This is a genomic window from Pseudonocardia kujensis (assembly GCF_021283305.1).
Lineage (GTDB): Bacteria > Actinomycetota > Actinomycetes > Mycobacteriales > Pseudonocardiaceae > Pseudonocardia > Pseudonocardia kujensis.
The window spans coordinates 16,597-41,606 of sequence record NZ_JAJSOK010000053.1; the positions used below are offsets into that span (position 1 = coordinate 16,597).

Sequence of the window (25,010 nt, forward strand, 5' to 3'; positions counted from 1 at the left end):
AGGACGGGGGTTCGACCCGAGGCGGTCGTCAGGTGCCGAGGGTGGCGCCCCCGTCGACGGTGAGGGACTGCATCGTCACGTGGCGGGAGGCGTCGCTCGCCAGGAAGAGGACGACGTCGGCGACGTCGTCGGGATCCGCGATGCGCTGCAACGGGATCCCGAGGCGGTACTCGGCGGGGGTGCCGGCGATGACCCGGTCCTTCGCGGCGGTGTCGTCCGGATCGGTGCGGTCGACCGGGTCGGCCCACATCCCGCGCAGCATCGGTGTGTCCGTGGAGCCGGGACACACGACGTTGCAGCGCACGTACGGGGCGAGCTCGAGGCCGAGCGCCCGGGTGAGCGCAGCCGCGGCGGCCTTGGAGGCGGAGTAGGCGGCCATGCCGGCGCGCGGCGTGGCGGCGGCGTTGGAGGCGACCGTGACGATCGCGCCGGCGCGCCGCGCGTACAGGCGGCGGCCCACGGCCCGGCCGGTGTTCCAGACGCCGGTGGTGTTCACGGCGAGGCTCTCGGCCAGCGCGGTGTCCGGCAGGTCGAGGACGCCGCCGGTGCGCAGCACCCCGGCGACGTTGGCCAGCGCGGCGATCGGGCCGACCTCGGCCTCCGCGCGGTCGACCGCGGCCTCGACGGCGGCCGGGTCGGCGACGTCGGCGACGAGCGCGAGCGCGGTGCCGCCGTCGGCGCGCAGCTCCTCCGCGGTGGCCTCGACGCCCTCGTCGCGGTCGAGCAGGGCGACGGGGGTGCCGGCGCGGGCGAACGCGGCCGCGACGGCGGCGCCGATCCCCTGCGCCGCACCGGTGACGAACGCGGTCATGCGGACACCTCCGGATCGATCGTCCGGGGGTCGTTGGTGACCCGCCACAGCGAGCCGACGACGCCGACCAGCAGCGCGGCGAGCACCACGCCGCCCAGGCCGTAGACGAACAGGGCGGTGTCGGGGTCGAACCAGCGGCCGAGCAGGCCGGCCAGGATCGAGCCCACCGAGGTCCCGACGACGACCTGGACCTGCCAGAGGCTGGAGATCCGGCCGCGCAGCGCGTCGGGTGTGTTCTGCTGCAGCACGGCGAAGCGCAGGATGTCGGTGAGCGCGCGGCCGAGTCCGTGCCCGGCCAGCGCGAGGAAGGCGACCACCGCGCCGCCGGCCACGCCGAGCACCGCGATCCCGGCGCTCATCAGGGCCACGGAGGCGAGCAGCGCGATCCCGCTGCGCCGGACGTGGCCGGTCCAGCCGCTGGTCAGCGAGCCGAGCAGCGCGCCGACGGCCGGCGCGCCGTAGAGCAGGCCGAGCACCTGCGGTCCGGCCCCGAGGGTCTGGTCGACGTAGGCGGGCAGCAGCACGGTGGGCCCGCTGACCAGCATGGTCAGCAGCCCGACCACGAGTACGGCCCGCACGACCCGGTGCCCGCCGGCGTAGCGCAGCCCGGTCGCGAGGGCCCGCAGCGGCTGCTCGTGGGTCTCCTCCGGCGCCGGCGACGGCCCGATGCCGCGGACCAGGCCGACCGTCAGCACGGTGGCGACGGCGGCCACGAAGTAGGTGGTGGCGATCCCGCCGGACGCGATGATCACACCGGCGACCGCCGGGGACGCGATGGTCCCGAGGTCGGTGGTGAGTGCGGTGAGCGCCCCCGCCGCGGCGAGCTTGTCCCGCGGCACGATCGTGGGGATGACGGCCATCAGGGCGGTGCCGCTGACGCCGCCGGCGAGCCCGTCGGCCGCGGAGGCCACGTAGACCACCGCGAGCGACGGGTCCGGCAACAGGGCGTTCGCGCCGAGGACGGCGAAGGCGAGGCCGGCGGCGGACCGGGCCAGCTGGATGGTCCGTCGCCGTTCGAACCGGTCGACCAGCACGCCGCCGCCGAGGCTGCCCACGAACAGGCCGATACCCATCGCGGTCGCGACGCCGGCGACGTGCAGCGAGGACCCGGTGAGCGCGTAGGTCTGCGCCGGGACCGCCACGACGAGCAGGCCGATCCCGAGCAGCGACACCAGCCGCGCGGCGAACGCGAACCGGAACGGCCGGCTCGTCCGCAGCGGCCCGGGATCGATCAACAGGGTGTCGATCACCATCCCACCGAGTCTCATGGGTCAGAACTCCTGGTCGATGGCGGTCAGGGTGGTCATGGCGCCGTCGAGGTCCGGCCGGTAGCTGGTGGCGGGGAGCTCGTGGACCTTGCCGGCGCGGAAGGCGGGGAGCGCCGCGTAGAGCGGGTCGGCCTTCAACTGGTCGACCGTGCGGCCGGACAGGTTGACCACGAACAGCTGCGGGGCGTCGGCGACCTTGCCCAGCAGCTCCGGGCTCACCTCGAACGAGTCGCCGCTGCCGTAGAGCTGCGGGTTGCCGGCCTTGGCCAGCACGCCGTCCATCGTGAAGCCGAGCGCGGCGAGCTGCTGGGGCAGCGCGGCGGTCTCGGGGATCAGGTACGGCTTCTGGTTCGGCAGCGACAGCAGGATCGCGAACGGCTCGGCCGGCACCTGGATCGCGGCCTTGACCTGCTGGAGCTCGTCGTCGTAGCCCTGGACGAGCGCGTCGACGCGGTCACCGCGCCCGGCGGCGTCGGCGACCTGGCGCAGCTGCTGCTGCCAGTCCGCGGCCGACTGCGGCACGAGGACCGTGGGCGCGATCGCCTTGAGCGTGTCGTAGTTCTCCTTGGCCTGCACCGCGGTGATGCCCTGGCCGCCGCCGATGATCAGGTCCGGCCTGGCGGCCGCGACGGCCTCGATGTCGAGCTGCTCGCCCGCCGGCAGCTGCTGGGTGTTCGCCGCTCGCGCCTTGTCCGCCCAGGCCGGCGGGAAGCCGCCGTCGAGGTCGGTCACGCCGAGGACCCGGGTGTCCGTGGCGACGACGGGGGCGTCGACGGCGTAGAGGTAGCCGCCGAACCCGCCCGACAGGTTGACGATCCGTTGCGCCTGGGCGGGCACCTCGACCGGGCCCTGCTCGGTCTGGATCGTGCGCGGGCCGGCGGGCGCGGGGTTCGCCGGCTCCGTCGGGGTCGACGAGCAGCCGGCGAGCGCGAGCAGCGCGGCCAGCGCTGCCGTCGCGACTCCGGGGGCCGTGACGCGCCGGCGGCGGGGCGTCCGGGACAGCCTGGACATCGGTCCGTGGGGTCCTCTCATCAGGGCGACCCGGGGGTCGCGGGATCGGCGCCGACCGGGGTGGTCGACGCGGTGTCGGCAGCCGTGCCGTCGTCCCGTGACGACAGCGCGGCCGCGATCAGGGGCCCGGTGCGGGCCCACCCGGCCGGGGACACCAGCCCGGCGTGGTCGAGCGGGACCGGGTGCACGGTGAGGGCGCCGCTGCCGGGCATGCCCCGCCATGCCGCGGCGAGGGGACCCGGGTCCGTGGGATCGGTGGTCGCCGGGGCCCCGGCTCCTCCGGTCGCCTCGACGAGGAGGGCCGGGCCGCCGTAGCGCGCCGGCCGGGACGCCGCGCCGAGGCGCAGGCAGGTCGCGGTGGCCGCCCGGACGGCCGCACGCAGGTCGTCGCCGGCCTCGGCCGGCAGGTCCAGCTCGTCGACGGCGGCGTCGGCGTAGTCCGGCCCCGGCGGGCGGCTGTCGAGCAACCCCGTGAAGGCGACCCGCTCCCCCGCGGCCGCCAGCTGCGCGGCCATCGCGTGGGCGACGGCGCCGCCGAACGAGTAGCCGAGCAGGTGGTACCGGCCGGCGGGCTGGATCTGCCGGACCGTGGCGACGTACCGAGCGGCCAGGTCGTCGACCGTCCGCTCGCGGAGCTCGGCACCCGACAGAGTCGGCAGCTGCAGGCCCAGCACCGGCCGGTCGCCCGGAAGGTGCGGGACGAGCCCGGCGAAGGGCCAGGCGAAGCCACCGGCCGGGTGCACGCAGAAGAGCGGTTCCCGGGCGCCGCCGGACCGCAGGGTCAGAACGTGCTCCCGGCCCGGCGGTGCCTCGGTGCCGGCGCCGAGCAGCGCCGCGAGCTCGGCGACCGTCGGGTGCGCCATCAGCGCCCCGACCCGGACCGCCTCTCCCAGGTCTCGCTCGATCGCGCCGGCCAGCCGCATCGCGGTGAGCGAGTCGCCGCCGAGGTCGAAGAAGGACTCCTCGGGGTCGACGGTGTCGTCGGCCAGACCCAGGACCTCGCCGACGAGCCGGCACAGCATCCGCTCGCGGTCGTCCTTCGGTGCGCGGGCGGCGGCCCGTGGCGGCGGTGCGGGCAGGGCCGCGCGGTCGAGCTTCCCGTTGGGCGTCAACGGCATCGAGGTGACCGACACGACGTCGGACGGCACGAGGTGAGCCGGCAGCGTCTCCCGCAGGGCGGCCCGGAGGTCGACCCCCCGGGCGATGCCGGCCTCGCCGATCACGTACCCGACGAGGCGGCCGTCCTTCACCGCGGCGGCCGCCCGGGTCACGCCCTCGCAGCGGGCCAGTGCGGCCTCGACCTCGCCGAGCTCGATCCGGAAGCCGCGGACCTTGACCTGGCCGTCCGTGCGGCCGAGGTACTGCAGCTCGCCGTCGGGCCTGCGGCGGACCAGGTCGCCGGTGCGGTACATCCGCGTGCCGCTCCCGTAGGGATCCGCGACGAAGGACGCGGCGGTGAGGCCGGACCGCCCGAGGTAGCCGTGCGCGATGCCGTCGCCGGACAGGTACAGCTCGCCGACCCCGCCGGCCGGCACCTCGCGCAGACCGCTGTCCAGCACCCGGGCGCGGGCGTTGCGGACCGGGCGGCCCAGGCACGGCGTGGCGCTGCCCCGCACGGGCGAGCCCATGGCGTTGATCGTGAACTCGGTGGGGCCGTAGAGGTCGTAGCCGTCGACGCCCTCCTGCTCGCGCAGCCGCGACCACAGCTCCGGCGGCACCGCCTCGCCGCCGAGCATGACGAGGGCGGAATGCCGCTCGCCGTCGAGCAGGCCGCCGGCGAGGAGCTCGCGGGCGTACGACGGCGTCACGTTGACCACGTCGATGCCGACCGCGCGGTAGTGCCGCACGAGCGAGGCGGGGTCCAGCCGCGCCCGCTCGTCGACCACGTGCACCTCGTGCCCCGCGAGCAGCCAGAACAGCTCCTCCCAGGACATGTCGAAGGAGAAGGACACGGTGTGCGCGATCCGCAGCCGGTCGCGGCCCCGGGCGGTGGGTTCGAAGATCTCGGTGACGTGGTTGTGGTACATCGCGGTGAGCCCGCGGTGCCCCACGACGACGCCCTTCGGCCGGCCCGTCGAGCCCGACGTGTAGATCACGTACGCGGGCTGGTCCGGGTGCGTCGGCCCGGGGACCTCCCGGTCCGGGGCCGGGGCCCTGCCGTCGAGGACGGCGGCGACGTCCTCCAGCAGGACCTCGGGCACCCGGGCCGTCCCCGCGTCGGCCCGTGTGGTGACGACGAGCGCGGCGCCGGCGTCGGCGACCAGCTCGGCCCGCCGCACGGGCGGGTCGGCCAGGTCGAGCGGCAGGTAGGCCGCCCCGGTGCGCATCACCGCGAAGATCGCGACGACGTGGTCGGCGGTGCGCGGCAGGGCGAGGGCCACGGTCTCCCCCGGGCCGGCGCCGCGATCGGCCAGGACCTTCGCGAGGCGGGTCACCCGCTCGTCCATCGCGCGCGCGGTGTGCCGGGTGTCGCCGCACACGAGCGCGGTGGTGTCGGGCGTCGCGGCGGCCCGCTCCCGCAGCAGCGCGTCGACGCTGCCGCCGGGCTCGCCCGGCACCGGCACGGCGACGCGCGGCGGCGCGAACTCGACCGGGGTGCCGGCGGGCGGCACCGCCGTGTCGGCGACGCGCGCCTCCGGGTCCGTCAGCGCGTGGAGGACGGCGACCAGCCGGTCGAGGTGGGCGGCCGCGTCGGCGTCGGGCACGAGGTCCGGGCGGGACTCGATCGCGATCGCCAGCGTCTCGCCGTCGTCGCCGGCGGCCGGGTCGACGTCCAGCGTCAGGGCGTAGTGGGTGCCGTCGACGGCCTCGACGGCGCTGATCCCGTGCCGGGACAGCACCTCGCGGCGCTGCGTGGAGTTCCGCGGGGCGTTGCGGAAGACGTAGAGCGTGTCGAACAACGTCGGCTGACCGGCGGCCCGCTGCAGCCGGCCCAGCCCCAGGTGGTGGTGGGCGGTGAGCCGCCCGGCGTCGGCGAAGACCCGCCGCAGCAGGTCGGCGACCCGGTCGCCGGGCCGCACGGTCAACCGGATCGGGACCGTGTTGAGCAGCAGCCCCACCATCCGGTCCGCGTCGTCGACCTCCGCGGGCCGGCCGGACACGGTCGCGCCGAACACGACGTCGTCGAGCCCGGTCGCGCCGCGCAGCGCCAGGCCCCACGCGGTGGCCACGACCGTCGAGCGGGTGACGCCGAGCCGCGCTGCCAGGTCCCAGAGCGCCGTGGTGGTCTCCGCGTCGACCTCGACGTGGCGGCGGACCGGGAGCGGGGCACGTTCCACGGAGGCGGCCCGCCGCTCCCCCGCGACCAGGGTCGGCTGCGCCAGGCCCGCGAGGTAGGCCCGCCAGGCCGCCTCCGCCGCCGGCCGGTCCGCGGCGCCGGCCCAGTCCAGGTAGTCCCGGAAGTCCGCGGGCTCCGGCAGCTCCCGCCCCTCGTACAGGGCGAACAGCTCGCCGAGCAGCACCGTGATCGACCAGGCGTCGACCAGCAGGTGGTGCTGGGTGAACACCAGCCGGGCGCGGCCGTCGGGCAGGTGGGCCAGCAGCATGCGGACCTGCGGCGGCTCGGCCAGGTCGAAGCCCGCGGCGAACTCGCGCTCGTCGAGGCCTTCCAGCTCGGCCTCGTCCGCGAGGTGGACCTCGCGGAAGGGCATCGGCACCTCGGGCCCGACGACCTGGACCGGCTCGGTCCGGCCGGCGTGCGTGAAGCCCGCGCGCAGGTTGGGGTAGCGCCGCAACAGGGTGTCGGCCGCGGCCCGCAGCCGCGCGACGTCCGGCGTCCGCGCGAAGTCGAACCGCTGCTGCACCAGGTAGACGTCGGTGCCCGACGCGTCGAGCGTCGACTGGAAGTACATGCCCTCCTGCAGCGGCCCGAGCGGCAGCTCCCCCCAGTCCGGTCCGGTGTCCCGGGACCGGTGCGGCGTGCTCACCGCCGTCGCCGAGGCGGCCAGATCGGCGAGCGTATCCGTGGCGAAGACGTCCGCGACGGTCAGCCCGAGCCCGCGGGCGCGAGCCGCCGAGGCCAGCCGGACGGTGCTGATGCTGTCGCCTCCCAGGCCGAAGAACGTGTCGTCGGGTCCGGCGGCGGGCACGCCGAGGATCTCGGTGACGAGCTCGCACAGCACACGTTCGGCCTCGGTGCGCGGCGCGCGACCGGCCGCGGCCACGACCGGCTCGGGCAGCGCCTTGCGATCGACCTTGCCGTTGGGGGTCAACGGCAGCGCGTCGAGCACGGTGACGACCTGCGGGACCATGTAGTCCGGCAGCAGCTGCGCGGCCCCGGCGCGCACCTTCGCGGGGTCGATCGCCGGCCCTGCCTCCGGCACCACGTACCCCAGCAGGCGGCCCGTCCCGGCGCCGTCCGCCCGCACGACGGCGGCGGCGCGCGCCACCCCGTCGACGGCCGCGAGCGCCCCCTCGACCTCTCCCAGCTCGATCCGGAAGCCACGGACCTTCACCTGGTCGTCGACCCGGCGGAGGAACTCGATCCGCCCGGCCCGGCGGCGCACGAGGTCGCCGGTCCGGTAGAGGCGCTCGCCGCCGGGTGCGGCGACGAACCGCGCCGCGGTCGTCCCCCGGCGGCCGAGGTACCCGCGGACCACCTGGGCGCCGCCGAGGTACAGCTCGCCGACGACGCCGTCCGGTACCGCGCGCAGGTCGTCGTCGAGGATCCGCACGTGGACGTCCGTCCACGGTGCGCCGATCGTGACCGGGTCGCCCGGGGCGAGGTCGGCGCTGGTCGCCCACACCGTGGCCTCGGTGGGGCCGTAGACGTTGCGCACCGAGGCGCACCGCGCGGTGAGGTCGGCCGCGAGAGCGGCGGGCAGCGCCTCGCCGCCCACGAGGGCGCGGACGCCGTTGAGCTGCGGGGCGTCCTCGTGCTCGGTCAGCGCCCGCCACAGGGACGGCGTGGCCTGCACGACGGTGGCGCGCTCGATGCGAACGAGGTCGTGCAGGGCGTCCGGGTCGAGCACGGTGGCCCGGTCCGCCAGCACGACGGTCGCACCGGCGACGAGCGGCGCGAACAGCTCCAGCACTGCGATGTCGAACGACACGGTGGTCACCGCCACCAGCCGGTCTCCGGCGCGGACCCAGCCCCCGCCGACCACGGTCTCCACGAACGCGGCCAGGTTGGCCGTGGTCACCATGACGCCCTTCGGACGCCCGGTGGACCCAGAGGTGTGGATGACGTAGGCGAGGTGGTCCCCCGGCGCGGGTGGCTCCGGGAGCTCCCCGACCACGGGTTCGTCCGTCTCGTCCGCCCGGATCGTGCCGGGGGCGTTGCGCGGCAACCGGTCCGCGACCTCCGCGCTGGTCAGCGTGGCGACCGGACGCGCGTCGTCGATCATGTACTCCAGGCGCTCGGCCGGGTAGTCGACGTCGAGCGGCAGGTACGCCGCACCCGTCCGAAGCACGGCCAGCAGCCCGACGACGAGCTCGGCCGAGCGCGGCAACGCCACCGCGACCACGGTCTCGGGTCCGGCGCCGGCGGCGTGCAGCCGGGCGGCGAGGGCGTCGACGCGGGCGGCCAGCTCCCCGTAGGTCAGCGTGCGCCCGTCGGCGACCAGTGCGGGCGCCTCCGGGGTCCGGCGGGCCTGCGCCGCGAACCCGGCCGCGACCCCCGCGGGTACCTCCGCCCGCCGGGGCGGGTCGGCGATCTCCGTGCGCGGCAACGTGATCGCACCGATCGGCGCCGTCGACGCCGCCAGAGCCTGCTCCAGGACGTGCACGAGTGCGTCGATCAGGAAGACGACGGTCGGCGCCTCGAACAGCTCCGCATCGGCGACCAGGCGCAGCGCCGCGCCCTCGTCGGACGCGTGCTCGTCGTCGACCAGCCAGACCGTGATGTCGAAGCGCGCGTCCTCGCGGACCGGGTCGACCGGCTCCAGCACCAGGTCGCCGAGGGGCCTCGGCGCGACCCGGCCCTCGTGCGCGACGGCCGTCTGGAACAGCGGGTGCCGCGCCGTGCTGCGCGGCGGGGCGAGCAGCTCGACCAGCCGCTCGAAGGGCAGGTCCTGGTGGGCCAGCGCCTCGAGGGAGGTGTCGCGGACCCGGCCCAGCAGCTCGGTGAACGACGGCCGGCCGGACAGGTCGCAGCGCACCACCAGGGTGTTCACGAGGTAGCCGACGGTGTCGGTGAAGTCGTGCTCGTTCGGCCGGCCGGCGTCGACGCCGCGGCGCGCGACCGTGGACCCGAGCGGGACGTCCCGGCCCGCGCCGAGCAGGTTCCACGTCAGGGCGACCGCGGCCTGCAGCACCATCAGCGGGGTCACGTGGTGCTCGGCGCAGGCCCGCCTGATCGCGGCGCGGACGTGGGCAGGGAGCGGGCGGAGCAGGGCACGGCCGCGGTGGGCGGTCCGGGTCGGGCGCGGATGGTCGAACGGCAGGTCGAGCTCGACCGGCAGGCCGGCCAGCCGGTCCCGCCAGTACGCGGCCTGGCCGGCGAGGGCGTTCTCGGCGAGGAGCCGGCGTTCGCGGCGGGCGTGGTCGGCGTGGGTCGGTCCGGCCGGTACGAGCTCCGGCGCGGCACCGGCGGCCCGCGCGGTGTAGGCGCGGTCGAGATCGGCGAGCAGCGGCCGGATCGAGCCCTCGTCGATCGCGATGCGGTGCACCACGAGGACCAGCACGTGGTCCTGCGGCCCGGCCACGAGCAGCGTCGCGCGGGCCGGTGCGTCCCTCGTGACGTCGACGGGCCGGGCCTGGCAGGCCGCGATCGCGGTCTCCGTGGCGTCGGGGTCGACGGTGCGGACCTCGAGCGCGGCGGGTCCGGCGAGCAGGCGGGCGGTGGCGGCCCCGGCGGCGTCGGCCGGGTACACCGTGCGCAGGACCGGGTGCCGGTCCTGGACGTCCGCCCAGGCCGCGGCCAGGGCCCCGGTGTCGAGCGCCCCGCGGATCCGCGCCACGACCGGGACGTCGTAGGTGGTCGAGGTGCCCTCGAGCTGCTGCAGGAACCACAGCCGTTCCTGGGCGGGCGAGAGCGGGACCGCAGCGGGGTCGGCCTCCGGGAGACCCTGCTCGGCGCGGGTCGGGCGCACGTCGCCCGGTGCCGGGGCCTCCCGTACGGCGGGAGTGGTGCTCGCGGCCAGTCGCTGCTCGTCGACCTCCGCGAGCCCGGCGAGCGCCCGCGGCGTCGGCGCCTCGAACACCTGCGGGACGGTGAGTCGCACCCCGGTCCGGCGGAGGCGTCCGACCAGCCGCATCGCGGTGAGCGAATGCCCGCCGAGGGCGAAGAAGTCGTCGTCGGCGCCCACCGCGGGCACCTCCAGAACTGCCGCGGCGGCCTCCCGGATCGCGGTCAGGACCGCGCCGTACCGTCCCGCACCGGACGTCGTGCTGGTTCCACCCTGGACTTCGGACCCCGGTTCCGGATGCATTATGGTTCCATAACGCGTTCCCGACCCCGGTTCCGAACGCATTATGGTTCCATAACGCGTTCCCGACCCCGGTTCCGAACGCATTGTGGTTCCATAACGCGTTCCCGAACCCGGTTCCGAACGCGTTGTGGTTCCATAACGCGCTTCCGACCCTGGTTCCGAACGCATTATGGTTCCATAACGCGTTCCCGACCCCGGTTCCGGACGCATTGTGGTTCCATAACGCGCTTCCGACCCCGGTTCCGGACGCATTATGGTTCCATAACGCAGCACCTCGCCGGCGGTTCGGTCCGGCCCGGTGAGCAGCCCGGCGAGGATCTCGGCGAGCCGGCCGGCCATCCGCTCCGCCCGGTCGGCGGGCACCGCACCGGGATCGTGGTCGAGGACCAGCTCCAGCCCGGCGCCCGGCGCCGTCGGCGGGGCGAGCAGCGTGAGCGGGTAGTGCGTGACGCCGCGGTGCGTGACCCCCTCGACCCGCAGCAGATCGCCCGCGGCCCGGGCCGGACCCGCCGGGAAGTTCTCGAACACCACCAGCGTGTCGAACAGCTGCCCGCGGCCCGCCGCCCACTCGATCTCCGCGAGGCTCGCGTGCTCGACCTCCTGCATTGCGAACTGGGCCGCCTGCAGGTCGGCGAACTGGGCCAGCAGCGGTCGGTCCGGGCGCAGCGCGAGGCGTCCGGGGATGGTGTTGCTGAACAGCCCGACCATTTCCTCGACGCCCGGGAGGTCCGCCGGCCGGCCGGACACGGTCGCACCGAACACGACGTCGTCGACCCCGGTGGTCTCGGCCAGCACGGCTGCCCACGAGCCCTGGACCAGCGTGTTCACGGTGAGCCCACGCTCGCGGCCGAGCGTGGCGAGGGCCGTGGCGGTCTCCGGGTCGATCGGCACGGCGAGCCGCATGCGCTCCTCCGACGGCGTGCCGGAGGCCACCAGGGTCGGCGCGCCGAGTCCGGCGAGCCGCTCCGCCCAGGCGGCCTGCTGCGCCGCACGGTCGCGGCCGGCGAGCCAGGCGAGGTAGGTCCGGTAGGGCGTCGGGGCGGGCAGGTGGTCGGCGCCGCGGTGGTAGAGCTCGAGCAGGTCCCGCAGCACGATCGGCGTCGACCAGCCGTCCGTGAGCAGGTGGTGCGCGTTGAGCACCAGCCGGTGCCGCTCGCCGGGCAGCCGGATCAGCAGGCCGCGCAGCAGCGGCGGCACGCGCACGTCGAACACGTGCGTTGCGGCCTCGTCCTCGAGCCGGTCGGCGGCCCGGGCGGCCGCGCGCTCCGGCAGCGCGGTCAGGTCCACCTCGCGCCACGGCAGCGCCACCGTGCGCGGGATCGCCTGCACCGGCCGGTCGAGCTCCTCGAAGTGGAACGCGGCGCGCAGGTTGGGGTGCCGCTCGAGGAGCCCCTCGACGGCGCCACGGAGCCGGTCGGCCTCCAGCGGGCCGGCGAGGTCGAAGCGGGCGGTGAGGGTGTAGACGTCCCGGACACCGTCGCGGACGGCGTGGAACAGCAGGCCCTCCTGCAGCGGGGACAGCAGGAGCAGCTCGGCGAGCGGGCCGTGCGCCGCCTCCAGCGCGTCCAGGCCGTCCTGGTCGACGCCGGTTCCCGGGCAGTCCGACGGCGTCAGGCCGCCGGGCGCGAGGGCGGCGTGCGCCGCGAGCGCCTCGAGGGCCAGGTCCCAGTGCCCCTGCAGTGCCTCGACGTCGCCGGGGCCCAGCACCGCCGACGCGGCGGTCCACTCGACCGCGAGGCTGCCGCCGGCGTGCACGAAGACGTTGAGCGCCAGGGTCTCCGCCAGCCGCTTGCCCGCCGGCTCCACGACGGCGAACGGGTCCTCGGCGGGCAGCCGCCACCCCGGGAGGGCGGCGAACCGGCCCAGGTAGTTGAGCAGCAGCGCGGGCGTGGGTGCCGCGCCGAGCTCCGGCGCGGTCTCCGGGTCGAGGTACCGCAGCACCCCGAACCCGACACCCTCCCCGGGCACCGCGCGCAGGGCCTCCTTCGCCGCGCGCAGCAGGCGCCCGGCGGCCGGGCCGCCCGCGAGGGCGTCGTCGAGGTCGGCGTCGGTGAGTCCGTCGGGCACCCGGACCGGGAACTCGCCGGTGAACCAGCCGACGGTCCCGGCGAGGTCCAGGTCCCCGTACTCGCGGCCGTGCCGCTCCAGTGACACCGCCCGGGCCCCGTCCGCCGTCCCGGCCGGACCGCGCCAGGACCGGACGGCCAGCACGAGCGCGGCCAGCAGCACGTCCTCCGCCCCCGCCCGGTACTTCTCCGGGAGCACCGTCAGCAGGGCGTCGGCGACCTCGGGCGCGTGCGTGGTGCGGGTGCGGGAAGCGGTGGCGACGGTGTCCGCCGGGCCGACATGCCGCTCCCCGAGCGGCGCGACCGCGGCCAGCGCGGAGCGCCAGTGCGCCAGCTCGGCGCGGCGCGCCCCGGACGCGCCCTCCTCGGCGAGCGCGAGCGCGTGCCGGCGCCAGGACCCACCGCGCGGCGCGAACCGGGGCCCGCGGCGCTCGCGGGCGGCGGCGCAGGCCTCCTGCAGGTCCGGCAGCAGCACCCGCCACGACACCCCGTCGACGACGAGGTGGTGCGCCACCACCACGAGCTCGTCCGGCCCCGAGCACGACCGCCGCAGCAGCACCACGCGCAGGGTCTCCCCCGCCCGCGGGTCGAGTGCGGCGGCCTCCCGGGCGGCGACCTCGGCGGGCTCGCCGAAGCCCTCGTGCACGATCTCCGCCGCCCGCAGGGCACCGCCGTCGCGCACGATCAGCTCGGCCTCGGATCCGCTGCCGCGCAGCACGATCCGCAGGGCGTCGTGCCGGTCGAGGACGGCCTGGACGCCGGCCACGAGGTCGGCGAGCTCGATCGGCTCATCGACCTTGACCGCGGTCCACTGCGCGTAGCCGGCGATCGCCTCGTCGGTGGGGTTCCCATCGACCAGCGCGCGGACGATCGGGGGGGCCGGCGCCGAGCCCGTCGCCACGTCCGGGGCGGCGGGGCGGCCGGTCTCGATCCGGCGCACCTCCGCGGCCAGGGCACCGAGGTCGCGGCGCGACAACAGGTCCTTCGGGCGCAGGTCCAGGCCGCGGGCCCGGGCGCGGCTGCTCACGCCGATGGCGGTGATGCTGTCCCCGCCGAGGCCGAAGAAGTCGTCGTCGGGACCCACGCCCTCCTGGCCGAGCGCCTCCCCGACGACCTCGCACAGCACGCGCTCGCGCGGCGTCGCCGGGGCCCGACCGGAGCCGGTGAGCCGTGGCGCAGGCAGGGCGGCGCGGTCGAGCTTGCCGCTCACGGTCGTCGGCAGCGCGTCGAGCACCACCACGGCCGCGGGCACCAGGTGCTCCGGCAGCCGCGCGGCGAGCGCCGACCGCACCCGTTCCGGGTCGACCGCCCCGGTGACGTACCCGACGAGCATCGGTCGCCCGCCGTCCGTGCGGACCACGGCCGCGGCGGCGGTGACGCCCTCGGCCCCGCTCAGCCCGGACTCGACCTCGCCGAGCTCCACCCGGAACCCGCGGATCTTCACCTGGCCGTCGCCGCGGCCGGCGAACTCCAGCCCGCGTCCCGGGGTCCAGACGGCGACGTCGCCGGTGCGGTACATGCGGTCGCCGGGGGCGCCGAAGGGGTCCGGCAGGAACCGTTCGGCGGTGGCACCGGGCCGGCCCAGGTAGCCGCGGGCCAGGTGCGGACCGGCGAGGTAGAGCTCGCCGCGCTCGCCGTCGCGGACCGGGGCCAGTGCGGCGTCGAGCAGGTGGGCGCGGGTGCCCGGCAGCGGCCGGCCGATGGTCGGGGTGGAGCCCTCGACCGGTGCGGCGGTGGCGTCGACCGTGGCCTCGGTGGGCCCGTACAGGTTGTGCGCCACGACCCCGGAGCGCGTGATCTCGTCCCACAGGGAGGCGGGCGCCGCCTCACCGCCCAGCACGAGCTGGACCGGCTTGTGCGGACCGTCGAGCACGCCGTGGTCGACGAGCGCCGCGGCCATCGACGGGGTCAGGTCGACGCAGTCGATGCCGTCCCGGGCGAACGCCGCCACGAGCCCGGCGGCGTCCTTGCGCAGGTCGTCTGCGTACAGGTGCATCTCGTGCCCGCACCACAGCCAGATCAGCTGGTCGATCGAGGCGTCGAAGGAGAAGGAGGCGGTGTGCGCGGTCCGCAGCTTCCGCCCCGCGCGCTGCTCCGCCGCGGCGTAGAGCGTGGTGCGGTGGTGGTGCAGCAACGCCGCCAGGCCGCCGTGGCGGACCAGGACGCCCTTGGGGGTCCCGGTGGAGCCGGACGTGTGGATCACGTAGGCGAGGTGCTCGGGATGCCGCGGCGCGGCCAGCTCGGCCTCGGCCAACGGGCCGTCCGCGAGCCCCTCGGTCCGCAGGGTCACCCCTTCGGGCACCCCGGACCCGAGGACCAGGGCCGGGCGGGTCTCGGCGAGCAGGGTGCGCAGCCGCTCGGCCGGATGGTCCAGGTCGAGGACGGCGTAGGCGGCGCCGGCGTCGAGCACCGCCAGCAGCGCGACGACGAGGTCCACCGAGCGGGGCAGGGCCAGCGCGACGACGTCGTCGGGCCCGATCCCCCGGTGCCGCAACGCCCGCGCGAGGCGGTGCACCCGGCTCGCGAGCTCGGCGGTGGTGAGCTGCTCGGCCCCGTGGACCAGCGCGGTCGCGTCGGGCTGCGCCGCGGCGAGACGGTCGAGGACGCCCGGGACGAGCTCCGGGGTGCCGGGCAGCGCGGCGGGCGTGCGCTCGGCGAGCAGGCGGGCCCGCTCCTGCTCCCCGAGCAGGTCCACCTGCCCGACGGCCGGGTCGTCCGCCCCGGTGAGCCCCTCGATCATGCGCACGAGGGCGGCCATCCGGCGGTCGACGGTGGCCTGCGAGGTGGTCCGGGCGTCGACCTCGAAGCCGAGCATCAGGCCGCCGCCGCGCTGCGGGGTGACGGTGAGGCCGAGGTCCTCGGGCGGACCGCCGGCCACGTTGCGCAGGGTGCCGACGGCGCCGGCGAAGTCCAGCGTGAGGTCGAAGGCCTTGACGTTGATCCCGATGCCGTGCAGCAGCGCACCCGCGCCGGGAACGCCCAGGTCGCGGGGCAGGTTCTCGCCGCGGTAGCGCTGGTGTGCGCGCATGCCGAGCATCGCGCGGCCCACCTGCTGGGCGAGGTCGCCGAGCCGGTCGCCGCCCCGCACCGTGACCCGCAACGGCAGGACGTTGACCGCCATCGCGGGCGTGCGCAGGGCCGCGGCGCCGGTGCGCGCCATCATCGGCAGCGCGACGACCAGGTCGGACTCGCCGCGCAGTCGGTGCAGGAAACCCGCGTAGCAGGCGATCAGCGCCTCGGCCCAGGTCGTGCCGGTGGCGGCGGCGAGGGCCTCGAGCCGGTCGAGCGTCGCGCCGGAGACGTGGGCCCGGGCGTGCAGGGTGCGGTCCGCGGGGCCCTCGGGAGCGTCCCGGCGGCCGGCGAGCTCGGGCAGCGGGGTGAGCAGGTCGCGCCAGAACTCGCGGTCGCGGGCGAACCGCTCGCTCGCCTCGTACTCGCGGTCCACGGCGACCAGGTCGGCGATCGTGCCGAAGGTCGCCCTCGGCGGCTCGGTGCCGCGGACCCGCGCGGTGTAGTGGGCGGCCACACGGCGGGAGAGCATCGCCGCGCTGTAGCCGTCGACGATCAGGTGGTGGTACAGCTGGATGCACCAGACGTCCTGGTCGGACAGCCGCACGAGCGTGTAGCTGTAGAGGGGACGGTCCACCATGGCGCGGCAGGCCTCGGCGGCACGCGAGCGCTCGGCGTCGACCAGGGCGTGCGCGACCGCGACCGGGTTGCGCTCCCCGCGCAGGTCGACCACGCGGGGCCGGGTCGCCGGCTCGTCGGAGACCGTCTGCCGTGGACCGTCCGCAGTGTCGTGCAGGCGTAGCCGGAGCGTCTCGGCCTCGTCGATCGTCGCGCGCACGGCGTCGCCGAGCGCCGCGACGTCGATCGGGCCGCCGCCCTCGCCGGCGGAGATCTCGAGGACCTCGCCCACCAGGTAGCTGCGCGACTCCGGGTCCAGCCGCTGGGCGTTCCACACCCCGAGCTGCGCCGCCGACAGGGCGAGCGTCGCTCCGGTACGGGTACCGAGTGCGGGGGGCACGCTCACTCGTGACACCGCCTCTCGTCGAGTTCATCGGGCCGTCACGCGCGCAGGGGGCAGCCTCGGTGCCCGCCGGCGGACCCCCGGTCCACGTCCGGGAAGCCTGCGTTCACACGTGGTTAGGCTTACTTAACAAACCAGGCAGCGGGGCCGTATGCAAGCGTGGAGTCGAGGCCATTCGGGTGAGGAAAGCAACAGAGCGCCACAGATCGACTACGTCGAGAGTTGAGCGATCTCGGCGACGCCGGACCCTCCACGCCGGACGGCGCACGAGTTCGTGCTGGTCAACCGCGCGGTCACGGGTGGGCCACGCGCACGTCCCCCGCGGTGCTGTGCGCCGAGATCGTCGCGGCGGCGCCCGGGTCGTCCGCGACGCCGACCTCGACCGAGCCGACGGTCGTGCCGGCGTCGACGCGGTAGACCGGGCCGAGCGGGACGAGCACGCCGACGTCGCCGGCCGTCGACTCCGCCACGACGGCGGTGGGCGGCGCGGCGAAGGTCAGCTCGACGTCGCCCGCGGTGCTGTGCGCGGACACCCGCGGGCCGGCCAGCCCGGTGCCGGTGACGTCGCCGCCCGCGGTCCGCAGCTCGTGTTCGCCCGTCAGGTCCGAGACGACGACGTCGCCCGCGCCGAGGTCGACGCTCGAGGCGGCGCCCGCCGGCACCGTGACCGTCAGCCGGGTCTCGCAGCGCTCCCCCGGCTCCGGGCAGTGGGCGGTGATCCGCAGGACGCCGCCCGCGAGCTGCTGGGTGAGCTCGGGCCGCGGGCCGGTCCACCGCGTCTCGTGGTCCACCGTGGACGCACCTTCCGGTCCGGACCGCAGGGTGACGTCGCCGGCGTCGGACACGACCGCTACGCGGGCCACCGTGCCCTCGTGCCGGTCTGCTCCGCGCTCGGTGGCGAGGTCCCCGGAACCGGCACCGGAGCCGGTGCCGGGACCCGAGCCGGTGTCCGTGGTGAGGGTGGCGCCGCCGCAGCCGGCGAGGAGGACTCCGACGAGGGCGAGGAGGACGAGCAGGAACGGTCGGGACGCCCGTGTCGCGATCATCGCGAGGGACGTTAGCGCTGCCCGTTCCGCCCGGTGCGTCCGGTCCCGCTCCCGAGGGCCCGCGGGTGCGCCGTCGCGTAGACCTCGCGCAGGGCGTCGACGGTGACGTGGGTGTAGATCTGCGTGGTGGTCACGGAGGCGTGCCCCAGCAGCTCCTGCACCACCCGGACGTCGGCGCCGCCGGCGACCAGGTGCGTGGCGAAGCAGTGCCGCAGCGTGTGCGGCGAGACGGCGGTGGGATCGAGGCCGGCGACGTCCGCCGCGGTGCGCAGCGCGTGCCAGGCGCTCTGTCGCGACAGCCGGGCGCCGCGGGCGTTGAGCAGCAGGGCCGGGGTCCCGCGGCCCTTGGCGGCCAGGTCCGGCCGGGCCCGCACCAGGTAGGCGTCGACGGCGGCGAGCGCGGGCCGCCCCACCGGCACGATCCGCTGCTTGCCGCCCTTGCCGCGCAACAGGACCGTGCGCGAGGCGGTGTCGAGGTCGTCGAGGTCGAGCCCGACGGCCTCGGAGATCCGCGCCCCCGTCGAGTAGAGGAGCTCGAGCAGGGCGCGGTCGCGCAAGCCGGTCGGCCCGTCGCCCACACAGCCCGCCAGCAGCTGCTCGACCTGGTCGACCGTCAGCGCCTTGGGCAGCCGCCGGGGCAGGGTGGGCGGGGCGACGGCGCGGGCGACGTCGACCGGCACGAGCCCGTCGCGCGCCGCGAACCGGTGCAGCCCGCGGACCGCCGCGAGCGCCCGGGCCGCCGACGACGCCGCGAGCGGGGCCTCCCCGCTGCGCAGCGCCGCGACGAAGTCGCTGACGTCGGACTCGGCGACCGCGGCGAGGTCGTCGATCCCCTTGCCCTGCAGGTGCGCGGCGTACCGGTCGAGGTCGGTCGTGTAGGAGCGCAACGTGTTGGCCGCGCTGCCGCGCTCCACGGCGAGGTGCGCCAGGAACGCCTCGATCCCGTCCGCGACCCGCGTGCCCATGCGCCGCATTATGGATCCACAACGCGTATCGACCCGGCTCTCACACGCACTATGGATCCACATCGCGCTCAGGCCGGCCTCCCACGCGCGTTGTGGATCCATGACGCGCTCGGGTCAGGCCAGGTTCGGGATCACCTCGCGCTCGAAGAGCTCGATCCCCGAGCGGTCGTAGGCGGCCTCCGGGAAGTAGAAGATGCCGTAGGTCATCCCGCGCTCCTGCATCCCGCGCAGGTTCTCCACGATCTGCTCGGGCGTGCCCACGGCCGGCAGCCCGCGGAACGCGCCGAGCTGCGCCTCCGCCTTCTCCTTGCCGACGTACGGGGTCAGCCGGTCGACCAGCTGCTGCAGCCGATCGGCGACCTCGGCCTCCGTCGCGCCGACGGCGACGTTGTAGTTCGCCGTCCGGACGATCGCGTCGAAGTCGGTGCCCAGCTCCCGACAGTGCTTCGCCAGGATCTCGGACTTCGCGGTGAAGCCTTCCGGGCTGCCGTCGAAGTTGGTGTAGTCGGCGTACCGCGCCGCGATCCGCAACGTGACCTTCTCGCCGCCACCCGCGATCCAGATCGGGATGCCGCCCGGCTGGAGCGGTCGCGGCTCGCAGATCGCGCCGTCGACCTGGTAGTGCGTGCCGTCGAGGGTCGCGACGCCCTTCTGCCACGCCTGCCGGAAGATCTGCACGCCCTCGTCGAGCATGCCGAGCCGGTCGCGCGGCGGCGGGAAGCCGTAACCGTAGGCGCGCCACTCGTGCTCGTACCAGCCGCCGCCGATGCCCATCTCGACCCGCCCGCCGGACACGACGTCGACGGTCGCGGCGACCTTCGCCAGGTAGGCCGGGTTGCGGTAGGCCATGCACGTGCACATCTGGCCGAGCCGGACCCGCTCGGTCGAGGCCGCGAACGCCGCCATCAACGTCCACGCCTCGTGGGTGGCCTGGTCGGTCGGCGCCGGGACGGTGTGGAAGTGGTCGTAGACCCAGATCGACTCCCACGGGCCCGCATCGGCGTGGGACGCGAGCCCCTTCATCACCGCCCACTGCTCGGCGGGGTCGATGCCGACGAGATCGTGCCGCCAGCCCTGGGGAACGAAGAGACCGAAGCGCATGGGCCGAGCCTAGGACCGCGTCCCGCCGGGCGCCGACCCGACGGCCGACACGGAGAGGTTGCCCGTCGCGTTCCCACGCCGCGTCGGGTGTCGCCGCCCCCGGCCGGTCCGGGGGTACGGTCGGTGCCGTGAGCGAGCCCGAGCCCCGCCCCGAACCCCCGCAGGTCAGGATCGGCAACGCCGAGCGCGAGGAGGCCGCGCAGGCGCTCGCGGAGCACTTCTCCCACGGCCGGCTCGACGGCGGCGAGTACGAGGAGCGGGTCGCGCAGGTCTGGGCCGCCCGTACGCTCGACGACCTGGGCGGGCTGTTCACCGACCTCCCCGCGCCCCACCCCACGGCGCTGTGGAACCGCGCCGGCGGGCAGTCCGGCGGACACACCGGGTACGGGCAGGCCTACGGCCCACCGGCGGGCCTCCCCTCCGGGTACGCCGGCGGGCCGTTCACCGGGGCCCAGTCGCCCCAGCCGTTCACCGGCTACGGCGCCGCGCCCCGTTCCAGCGGCCCCCACGCCCCCGCCCCTGTCGGCAGTCCCACCTACGGCGCCCCGGGCCTGCCGCACCAGGCCCACGGCGGCACCCCCGACGCGCCCTACGGCCGCGAGCCCACCACCGGCGTTCCGTACTCGGACAAGTCGAAGCTCGCCGCCGGTCTGCTGCAGCTGTTCCTCGGCGGCGCCGGGATCGGCCGCTTCTACACCGGGCACACCGGCATCGCGATCGCCCAGCTGATCGTCACGATCGTGACCTTCGGGCTGGGGGCCGTCTGGGGCTTCGTCGACGGGATCGTGCTGCTCGCCGGGCGCTCCACCGATGCGCAGGGCCGCCCCCTGCGGCCCTGACCGGCCTCGGCCCCACCCGGTCAGCCCCGACGGGCCGTCGCCAGCGCCGTCTCCCCGAGCCGCTCGAGGGTGGCCTCGGGCGTCAGCGGGTGGAACGGTCCGCCCCGCACGTCCCGGTACGCCCGCTCCAGCGGCGAGCTGCGGAAGAACGCCACACCGCCGGCGACCTCCAGCGCCCGGTCCGCGACCGCCCGCGCCTCGACGACTGCGTGCCGCTTGGCCGTCATGACGGCGTCGAGGGTCGCGTCGTCGGCGGGCGGGTCGTCGCCGACCTCGCCGACCACCCCGAGCAGGGCCCACCGCGCGACCCGCAACCGCGCCCGCATCTCCCCGATGCCGCGGACGGCGGCGGCCGGGACGTCGGCCTTCCGCGCGACGAGCCGCTCCGCCTCCTCGCACGCCCCGCGGGCCACGCCGAGGTAGGCCGCTCCCGCAACCGGCGCGAAATGGATCGCCGCGACCAGCAGCGGCCCGGCGAGCGCGCCGTAGGGTCGGGTGCCCATCACCTTCTCCTCCGGCACGAACACCCCGTCGAGCACGACGTCGTGGCTGGCGGTGCCGCGCATGCCGAGGGTGTCCCAGGTCTCCACGATCCGGACGCCGGGCGCCGCGAACGGCACCCCCGCGTGGAGGACGACGGCGTCGGGACCGGGCTCGCCGAGCACCGCCGAGGTGGCCAGCACCCCCGCGACCGGGGCCTGGCTGCAGAAGCTCTTGCGCCCGTCGAACCGGTAGCCGCCGTCCACGCGGGTGGCGGTCGTCGTCGGGCAGACCCAGTCGGAGCCGCCGCTGGTGGCCAGGACCAGGCCCTCGTCGGCGATCCGGCGGAGCACCCCGGCCGCATCCGGCTTGCCGCGCCGGTGCCGCCACACCTGCACCCGGGTGAGGTAGAGGTGCATCGCGGCGGCCAGGGCCGCGGAGCCGGACCACCGGCCGAGCTCCTCCTCGGCCAGCACGACCTGCCGCAGGGTCGCGCCGAGGCCGCCGAACTCGGCCGGGACGCCGAGGCGCAGGTAGCCGAGCTCGGCCATGGCCGCGTACGCCTCGCTGACGAAGCCGGCGTCGGCGTCGTGGGCGGCGTCGAAGGGGGCGGCGGCGCGGCCGACCGCCTCGGCGAGGGCCACGACGTCGGCGTCGGTGGGAACGCTGGTGGAGACCTGTTCGAGAGTTGTCATGCAGGCAGGGTCCGGCGGATCCGGGATGCCGCATAGTTCCGAAAATGAACCGGGCCGAGGAGGATGTGCGGCCATGTCCCGCTACGGCCAGTACTGCCCCATCACGCGGTCGCTGGAGATCCTGGGCGACCGGTGGACCCTGCTCGTGGTCCGCGACCTGCTCGTCGGCGCGACCCGGTTCAACGAGCTCGCGCGCGGGCTGCCCGGGATGTCGCGGGCCCTGCTCTCCAAGCGGCTCGGCCAGTTGGAGCGCGCCGGCCTCGTGGTGCACGCCGACGGCGAGTACCACCCCACGCCGGCGTGCGAGGAGCTGCTGCCGCTGCTGTTCGGCCTGGCCGAGTGGGGCGCCCGCTGGGCGTTCGGCGAGCCGCGGCCCGACGAGCTGGACCCCACAACGCTCATGTGGTGGATCCGCGGCGGCATCGATCCGGGCCGGCTCGACGGGAAGCGGACGGTGCTGCACGTCCACGTCCCGGACGCCCGGCGCCACCGCTTCTGGTTCGTGATCCAGCCGCACGACGTGTCGCTCTGCTTCACCGACCCCGGCCACGAGGTGGACGCGGTCATCAAGGCGTCGCTGGGCGTGCTCTACCAGGTGTGGGACGGCGCGCTCGACCTCGCCACCGTCCGCGCCGACGGCCGGCTGAGCCTGACGGGGCGCCGCGACGTCGTGCTGCGGCTGCCGGGCGCCCTGCGGCTGAGCCCGGTCGCCCCGTACGTCCGGCGCGGCGTGGCCCGTGCGGTGGCCGCGGGCTGAGACGGGTCCGCTCCGACGCCGGCGGGCGGTTCCGGCTCCGGCCCGACCGGATCGACGCCGCCGGCTGACCGGTCGCTCAGCGGGTGCGGGCGCGGTACCCGCGAGGGGTGGTGCCGTAGCGGCGGCGGAAGGCCTTCTCGAACGCGTCGAGGGAGTGGAAGCCGCTCGCGCGGGCGACGGCAGTGATCGCGCCCGGGCGGTCGAGCAGGTCGCGGGCCAGCTCCAGGCGGGTGTCCCGGATGAGGGCGCTGGGCGTGGTCCCCTCCCGCTGCGGCGACGTTCGACCCCGGAATCCAGGGCGAGGCCCGCACGGCGGCGATCCACGCCGCCCACGAGATGGTCGAGTACCTGCGAGGGATCGTCGCCGCGCGCCGGCGGAGCCTGAAGGACGACCTCACCTCGGTCCTGGCCGCGGCCGGCCTGCCCGAGGACGAGCTGTTGGGATCGCTGGCCCTGCTGCTCACGGCGGGCAACGACACCACCGTCAACCTGCTCGGCAACGGCCTGACCTTCCTGTTCACCGAACCTGCTGCCCGGGCCGCCGCCGCGGACCCCGCCGCCGTCCCCGCGCTCGTCGAGGAGATGCTGCGCCTCGACCCGCCACTGCACCTGGATCTGCGCAAGGCGACCCGGGACGTCTCCCTCGGTGGTGTGGACGTCCCCGCGGGGGGCATCGTCTGGCTCGTGATCGGGGCGGCCAACCAGGACCCCCGGGCCTTCGACGAGCCCGGGGTGTTCGACCCGGCCCGCTCCCCCAACCGCCACCTCACCTTCCTGCCCGGCCACCACCACTGCATCGGCGCGCCGCTGGCCCGGCTCGCGGGGGGAGATCATCTTCACCCGGCTGCTGGAACGGTTCCCCGGGATCACACCCGCGGGACCACCGGTCCGCCGCGTCGCCAACAAGGTCGCGCGGGGCTGGCAGAGCATCCCGGTCCGGTTCGAGAAGGAGGCCGCATGCGGTGGGTGACCTACGACGCGGGCTCCGGGCCGCGGGTCGGGATCCTGGACGGCGAGAGCGTCCGCGGGCTGGCCGCGAGCACGACCCTGCTGGGCCTGCTGAGCCGCGACGAGCTGGCCGAGGCGGGTGCGAGCGCTCGCCGCGATCCCGTCGAGGTGCGCGCGCTCGACGAGGTCCGTCTGCTCGCCCCGCTGCCCCGGCCGCCGTCGGTGCGCGACGGCCTGAGCTTCCTCGACCACCTCCGCGGTTGCTACAAGGCCCTCGGGCGGCCGACGGAGCTGCACGAGGCCTGGTACCGGACGCCGGCCTTCTACTTCGCCAACGTCGGCTCGATCGTCGGGCCGCACGACGACGTCCCGATCGCCCCCGGCTCCGCGATGTTCGACTTCGAGCTGGAGGTCGGCGCGGTGATCGGGTGGGGCGGGCGCGACCTGCACCCGGACTCGGCCGAGGCCCACATCGTCGGGTACACGCTGTTCAACGACTGGTCGGCACGCGACGTCCAGCTCCGCGACTCCGCGCAGGGCATCGGGATGGGCAAGAGCAAGGACAGCGCGTCGACGCTCGGACCCGCGCTGGTCACGGTCGACGAGGTGGAGCCCACGGCCGTCGAGCTGTCGGTCACCCTGAACGGCGAGGAGATCACCCGCGGCACGCTCACGCAGATGGACTGGAGCTTCGGGGAGATGGTGGCGTTCGCGTCGCGCGGCGTCGACCTCGTGCCCGGCGACGTGATCTGTTCCGGCACGGTGCCGGGCGGCTGCCTGCTCGAACACGTCGACACCCCGGACCTGGCGCAGGCGCGGTGGCTGCGGCCCGGCGACGTCGTGTCCCTGCGCGGTGCCGGCCTGGGCGAGACCCGGCAGACCGTCCTGCCGGCCGCCCCGCTCGTCCCGCTCCGCACCGGCTTCTAGGAGGAGACCCGATGTACACCAAGGGCCTGCACGACCTGGGCGATGGCTGCCACGCCTGGCTACAGCCCGACGGGGGCTGGGGCTGGAGCAACTCCGGCCTGGTCACGGGCGGCGGCGTGAGCCTGACGGTCGACACCCTGTTCGATCTCGCGCTGACCCGCGAGATGCTCGACGGTCTGCGGCCGGTCACCGACATCCACCCCGTCACCACGCTGGTCAACACGCACTCGGACGGCGACCACGTCTTCGGCAACGAGCTGGTGCGCGACGTCGAGATCGTCGCCTCCGAGGCCGCGGCCGCCCTGATGACCCAGGAGGAGGTCGACGCGCTCGCCCGGCTCAAGAAGCTCCCCGGGCCCCGCGGCGACTTCGTCCGGAAGGTGTTCGGCCCGTTCGAGTTCGAGGGGATCACGGCGACCCCGCCGACCCGGACGTTCGCGGGCGGGACGAGCCTCGACGTCGGGGGGCGGGAGGTGCGCCTGATCCAGGTCGGCCCCGCGCACACCCCGGGCGACACGATCGTCGAGGTCCCGGACGCCCGGCTGCTCTACGCCGGGGACGTCCTGTTCATCGGCGGCACCCCGATCGTCTGGGCCGGGCCGGTCGAGCGCTGGATCGCGGCCTGCGACCTCATGCTGGACCTCCCGGTCGACACGGTCGTGCCGGGGCACGGGCCGGTGGGCGGGAAACCGGACG

At 75.8% G+C, this 25,010-nt stretch carries 11 protein-coding genes and 2 pseudogenes; 4 read left to right on the forward strand and 9 right to left on the reverse strand.

What is annotated here, in order from left to right:
* Positions 1-28: 28 nt before the first annotated feature.
* The 7 genes from LWC35_RS28315 to LWC35_RS28345 form a co-directional block, all read right to left on the reverse strand.
* The gene (locus LWC35_RS28315) at positions 29-811 is read right to left on the reverse strand and encodes an SDR family oxidoreductase (RefSeq protein WP_232873323.1); all 783 of its coding nucleotides are present in this window, start codon (positions 809-811) and stop codon (positions 29-31) included.
* The gene (gene entS, locus LWC35_RS28320) at positions 808-2,079 is read right to left on the reverse strand and encodes an enterobactin transporter EntS (RefSeq protein WP_232873324.1); all 1,272 of its coding nucleotides are present in this window, start codon (positions 2,077-2,079) and stop codon (positions 808-810) included. Before entS ends, LWC35_RS28315 begins: the two co-directional genes overlap by 4 nt.
* A 3-nt stretch (positions 2,080-2,082) precedes the next feature.
* Entirely contained in the window at positions 2,083-3,090 is a 1,008-nt protein-coding gene (locus LWC35_RS28325) for an ABC transporter substrate-binding protein (RefSeq protein ID WP_232873325.1), read from the reverse strand.
* Between the two features lie 20 nt (positions 3,091-3,110).
* Positions 3,111-16,559: a non-ribosomal peptide synthetase gene (locus LWC35_RS28330; protein ID WP_232873326.1), complete on the reverse strand. Its 13,449-nt coding sequence runs from the start codon at positions 16,557-16,559 to the stop codon at positions 3,111-3,113.
* A gap of 290 nt (positions 16,560-16,849) precedes the next feature.
* Positions 16,850-17,602, reverse strand: a complete 753-nt coding sequence (locus tag LWC35_RS28335; protein WP_232873327.1) for a DUF4097 family beta strand repeat-containing protein — start codon at positions 17,600-17,602, stop codon at positions 16,850-16,852.
* A gap of 11 nt (positions 17,603-17,613) precedes the next feature.
* The gene (xerD, locus tag LWC35_RS28340; protein ID WP_232873328.1) at positions 17,614-18,567 is read right to left on the reverse strand and encodes a site-specific tyrosine recombinase XerD; all 954 of its coding nucleotides are present in this window, start codon (positions 18,565-18,567) and stop codon (positions 17,614-17,616) included.
* A 114-nt stretch (positions 18,568-18,681) separates the two neighbouring features.
* On the reverse strand, positions 18,682-19,668 hold the full coding sequence (locus tag LWC35_RS28345) for an LLM class F420-dependent oxidoreductase (protein ID WP_232873329.1): 987 nt from the start codon (positions 19,666-19,668) through the stop codon (positions 18,682-18,684).
* A 128-nt stretch (positions 19,669-19,796) separates the two neighbouring features.
* Here LWC35_RS28345 and LWC35_RS40525 point away from each other — a divergent pair, with 128 nt between their 5' ends.
* On the forward strand, positions 19,797-20,507 hold the full coding sequence (locus LWC35_RS40525) for a DUF1707 domain-containing protein (RefSeq protein WP_308194690.1): 711 nt from the start codon (positions 19,797-19,799) through the stop codon (positions 20,505-20,507).
* 20 nt (positions 20,508-20,527) lie between these two features.
* Here LWC35_RS40525 and LWC35_RS28360 read toward each other — a convergent pair whose 3' ends face one another.
* Entirely contained in the window at positions 20,528-21,682 is a 1,155-nt protein-coding gene (locus LWC35_RS28360) for an acyl-CoA dehydrogenase family protein (protein ID WP_232873330.1), read from the reverse strand.
* Positions 21,683-21,755: 73 nt separating this feature from the next.
* Between LWC35_RS28360 and LWC35_RS28365 the strand changes: the two genes are divergently transcribed.
* The gene (locus LWC35_RS28365; RefSeq protein WP_232873331.1) at positions 21,756-22,439 is read left to right on the forward strand and encodes a winged helix-turn-helix transcriptional regulator; all 684 of its coding nucleotides are present in this window, start codon (positions 21,756-21,758) and stop codon (positions 22,437-22,439) included.
* Between the two features lie 76 nt (positions 22,440-22,515).
* Here LWC35_RS28365 and LWC35_RS41070 read toward each other — a convergent pair.
* A pseudogene (locus LWC35_RS41070) lies at positions 22,516-22,698 on the reverse strand (helix-turn-helix domain-containing protein); the annotation flags it as partial.
* A 77-nt stretch (positions 22,699-22,775) separates the two neighbouring features.
* Here LWC35_RS41070 and LWC35_RS28370 point away from each other — a divergent pair.
* Together LWC35_RS28370 and LWC35_RS28375 are read left to right on the forward strand one after the other, a co-directional pair.
* Positions 22,776-24,314: a cytochrome P450 gene (locus LWC35_RS28370; RefSeq protein WP_232873332.1), complete on the forward strand. Its 1,539-nt coding sequence runs from the start codon at positions 22,776-22,778 to the stop codon at positions 24,312-24,314.
* Between the two features lie 11 nt (positions 24,315-24,325).
* A pseudogene (locus LWC35_RS28375) lies at positions 24,326-24,973 on the forward strand (MBL fold metallo-hydrolase); the annotation flags it as partial.
* Positions 24,974-25,010: the final 37 nt, after the last annotated feature.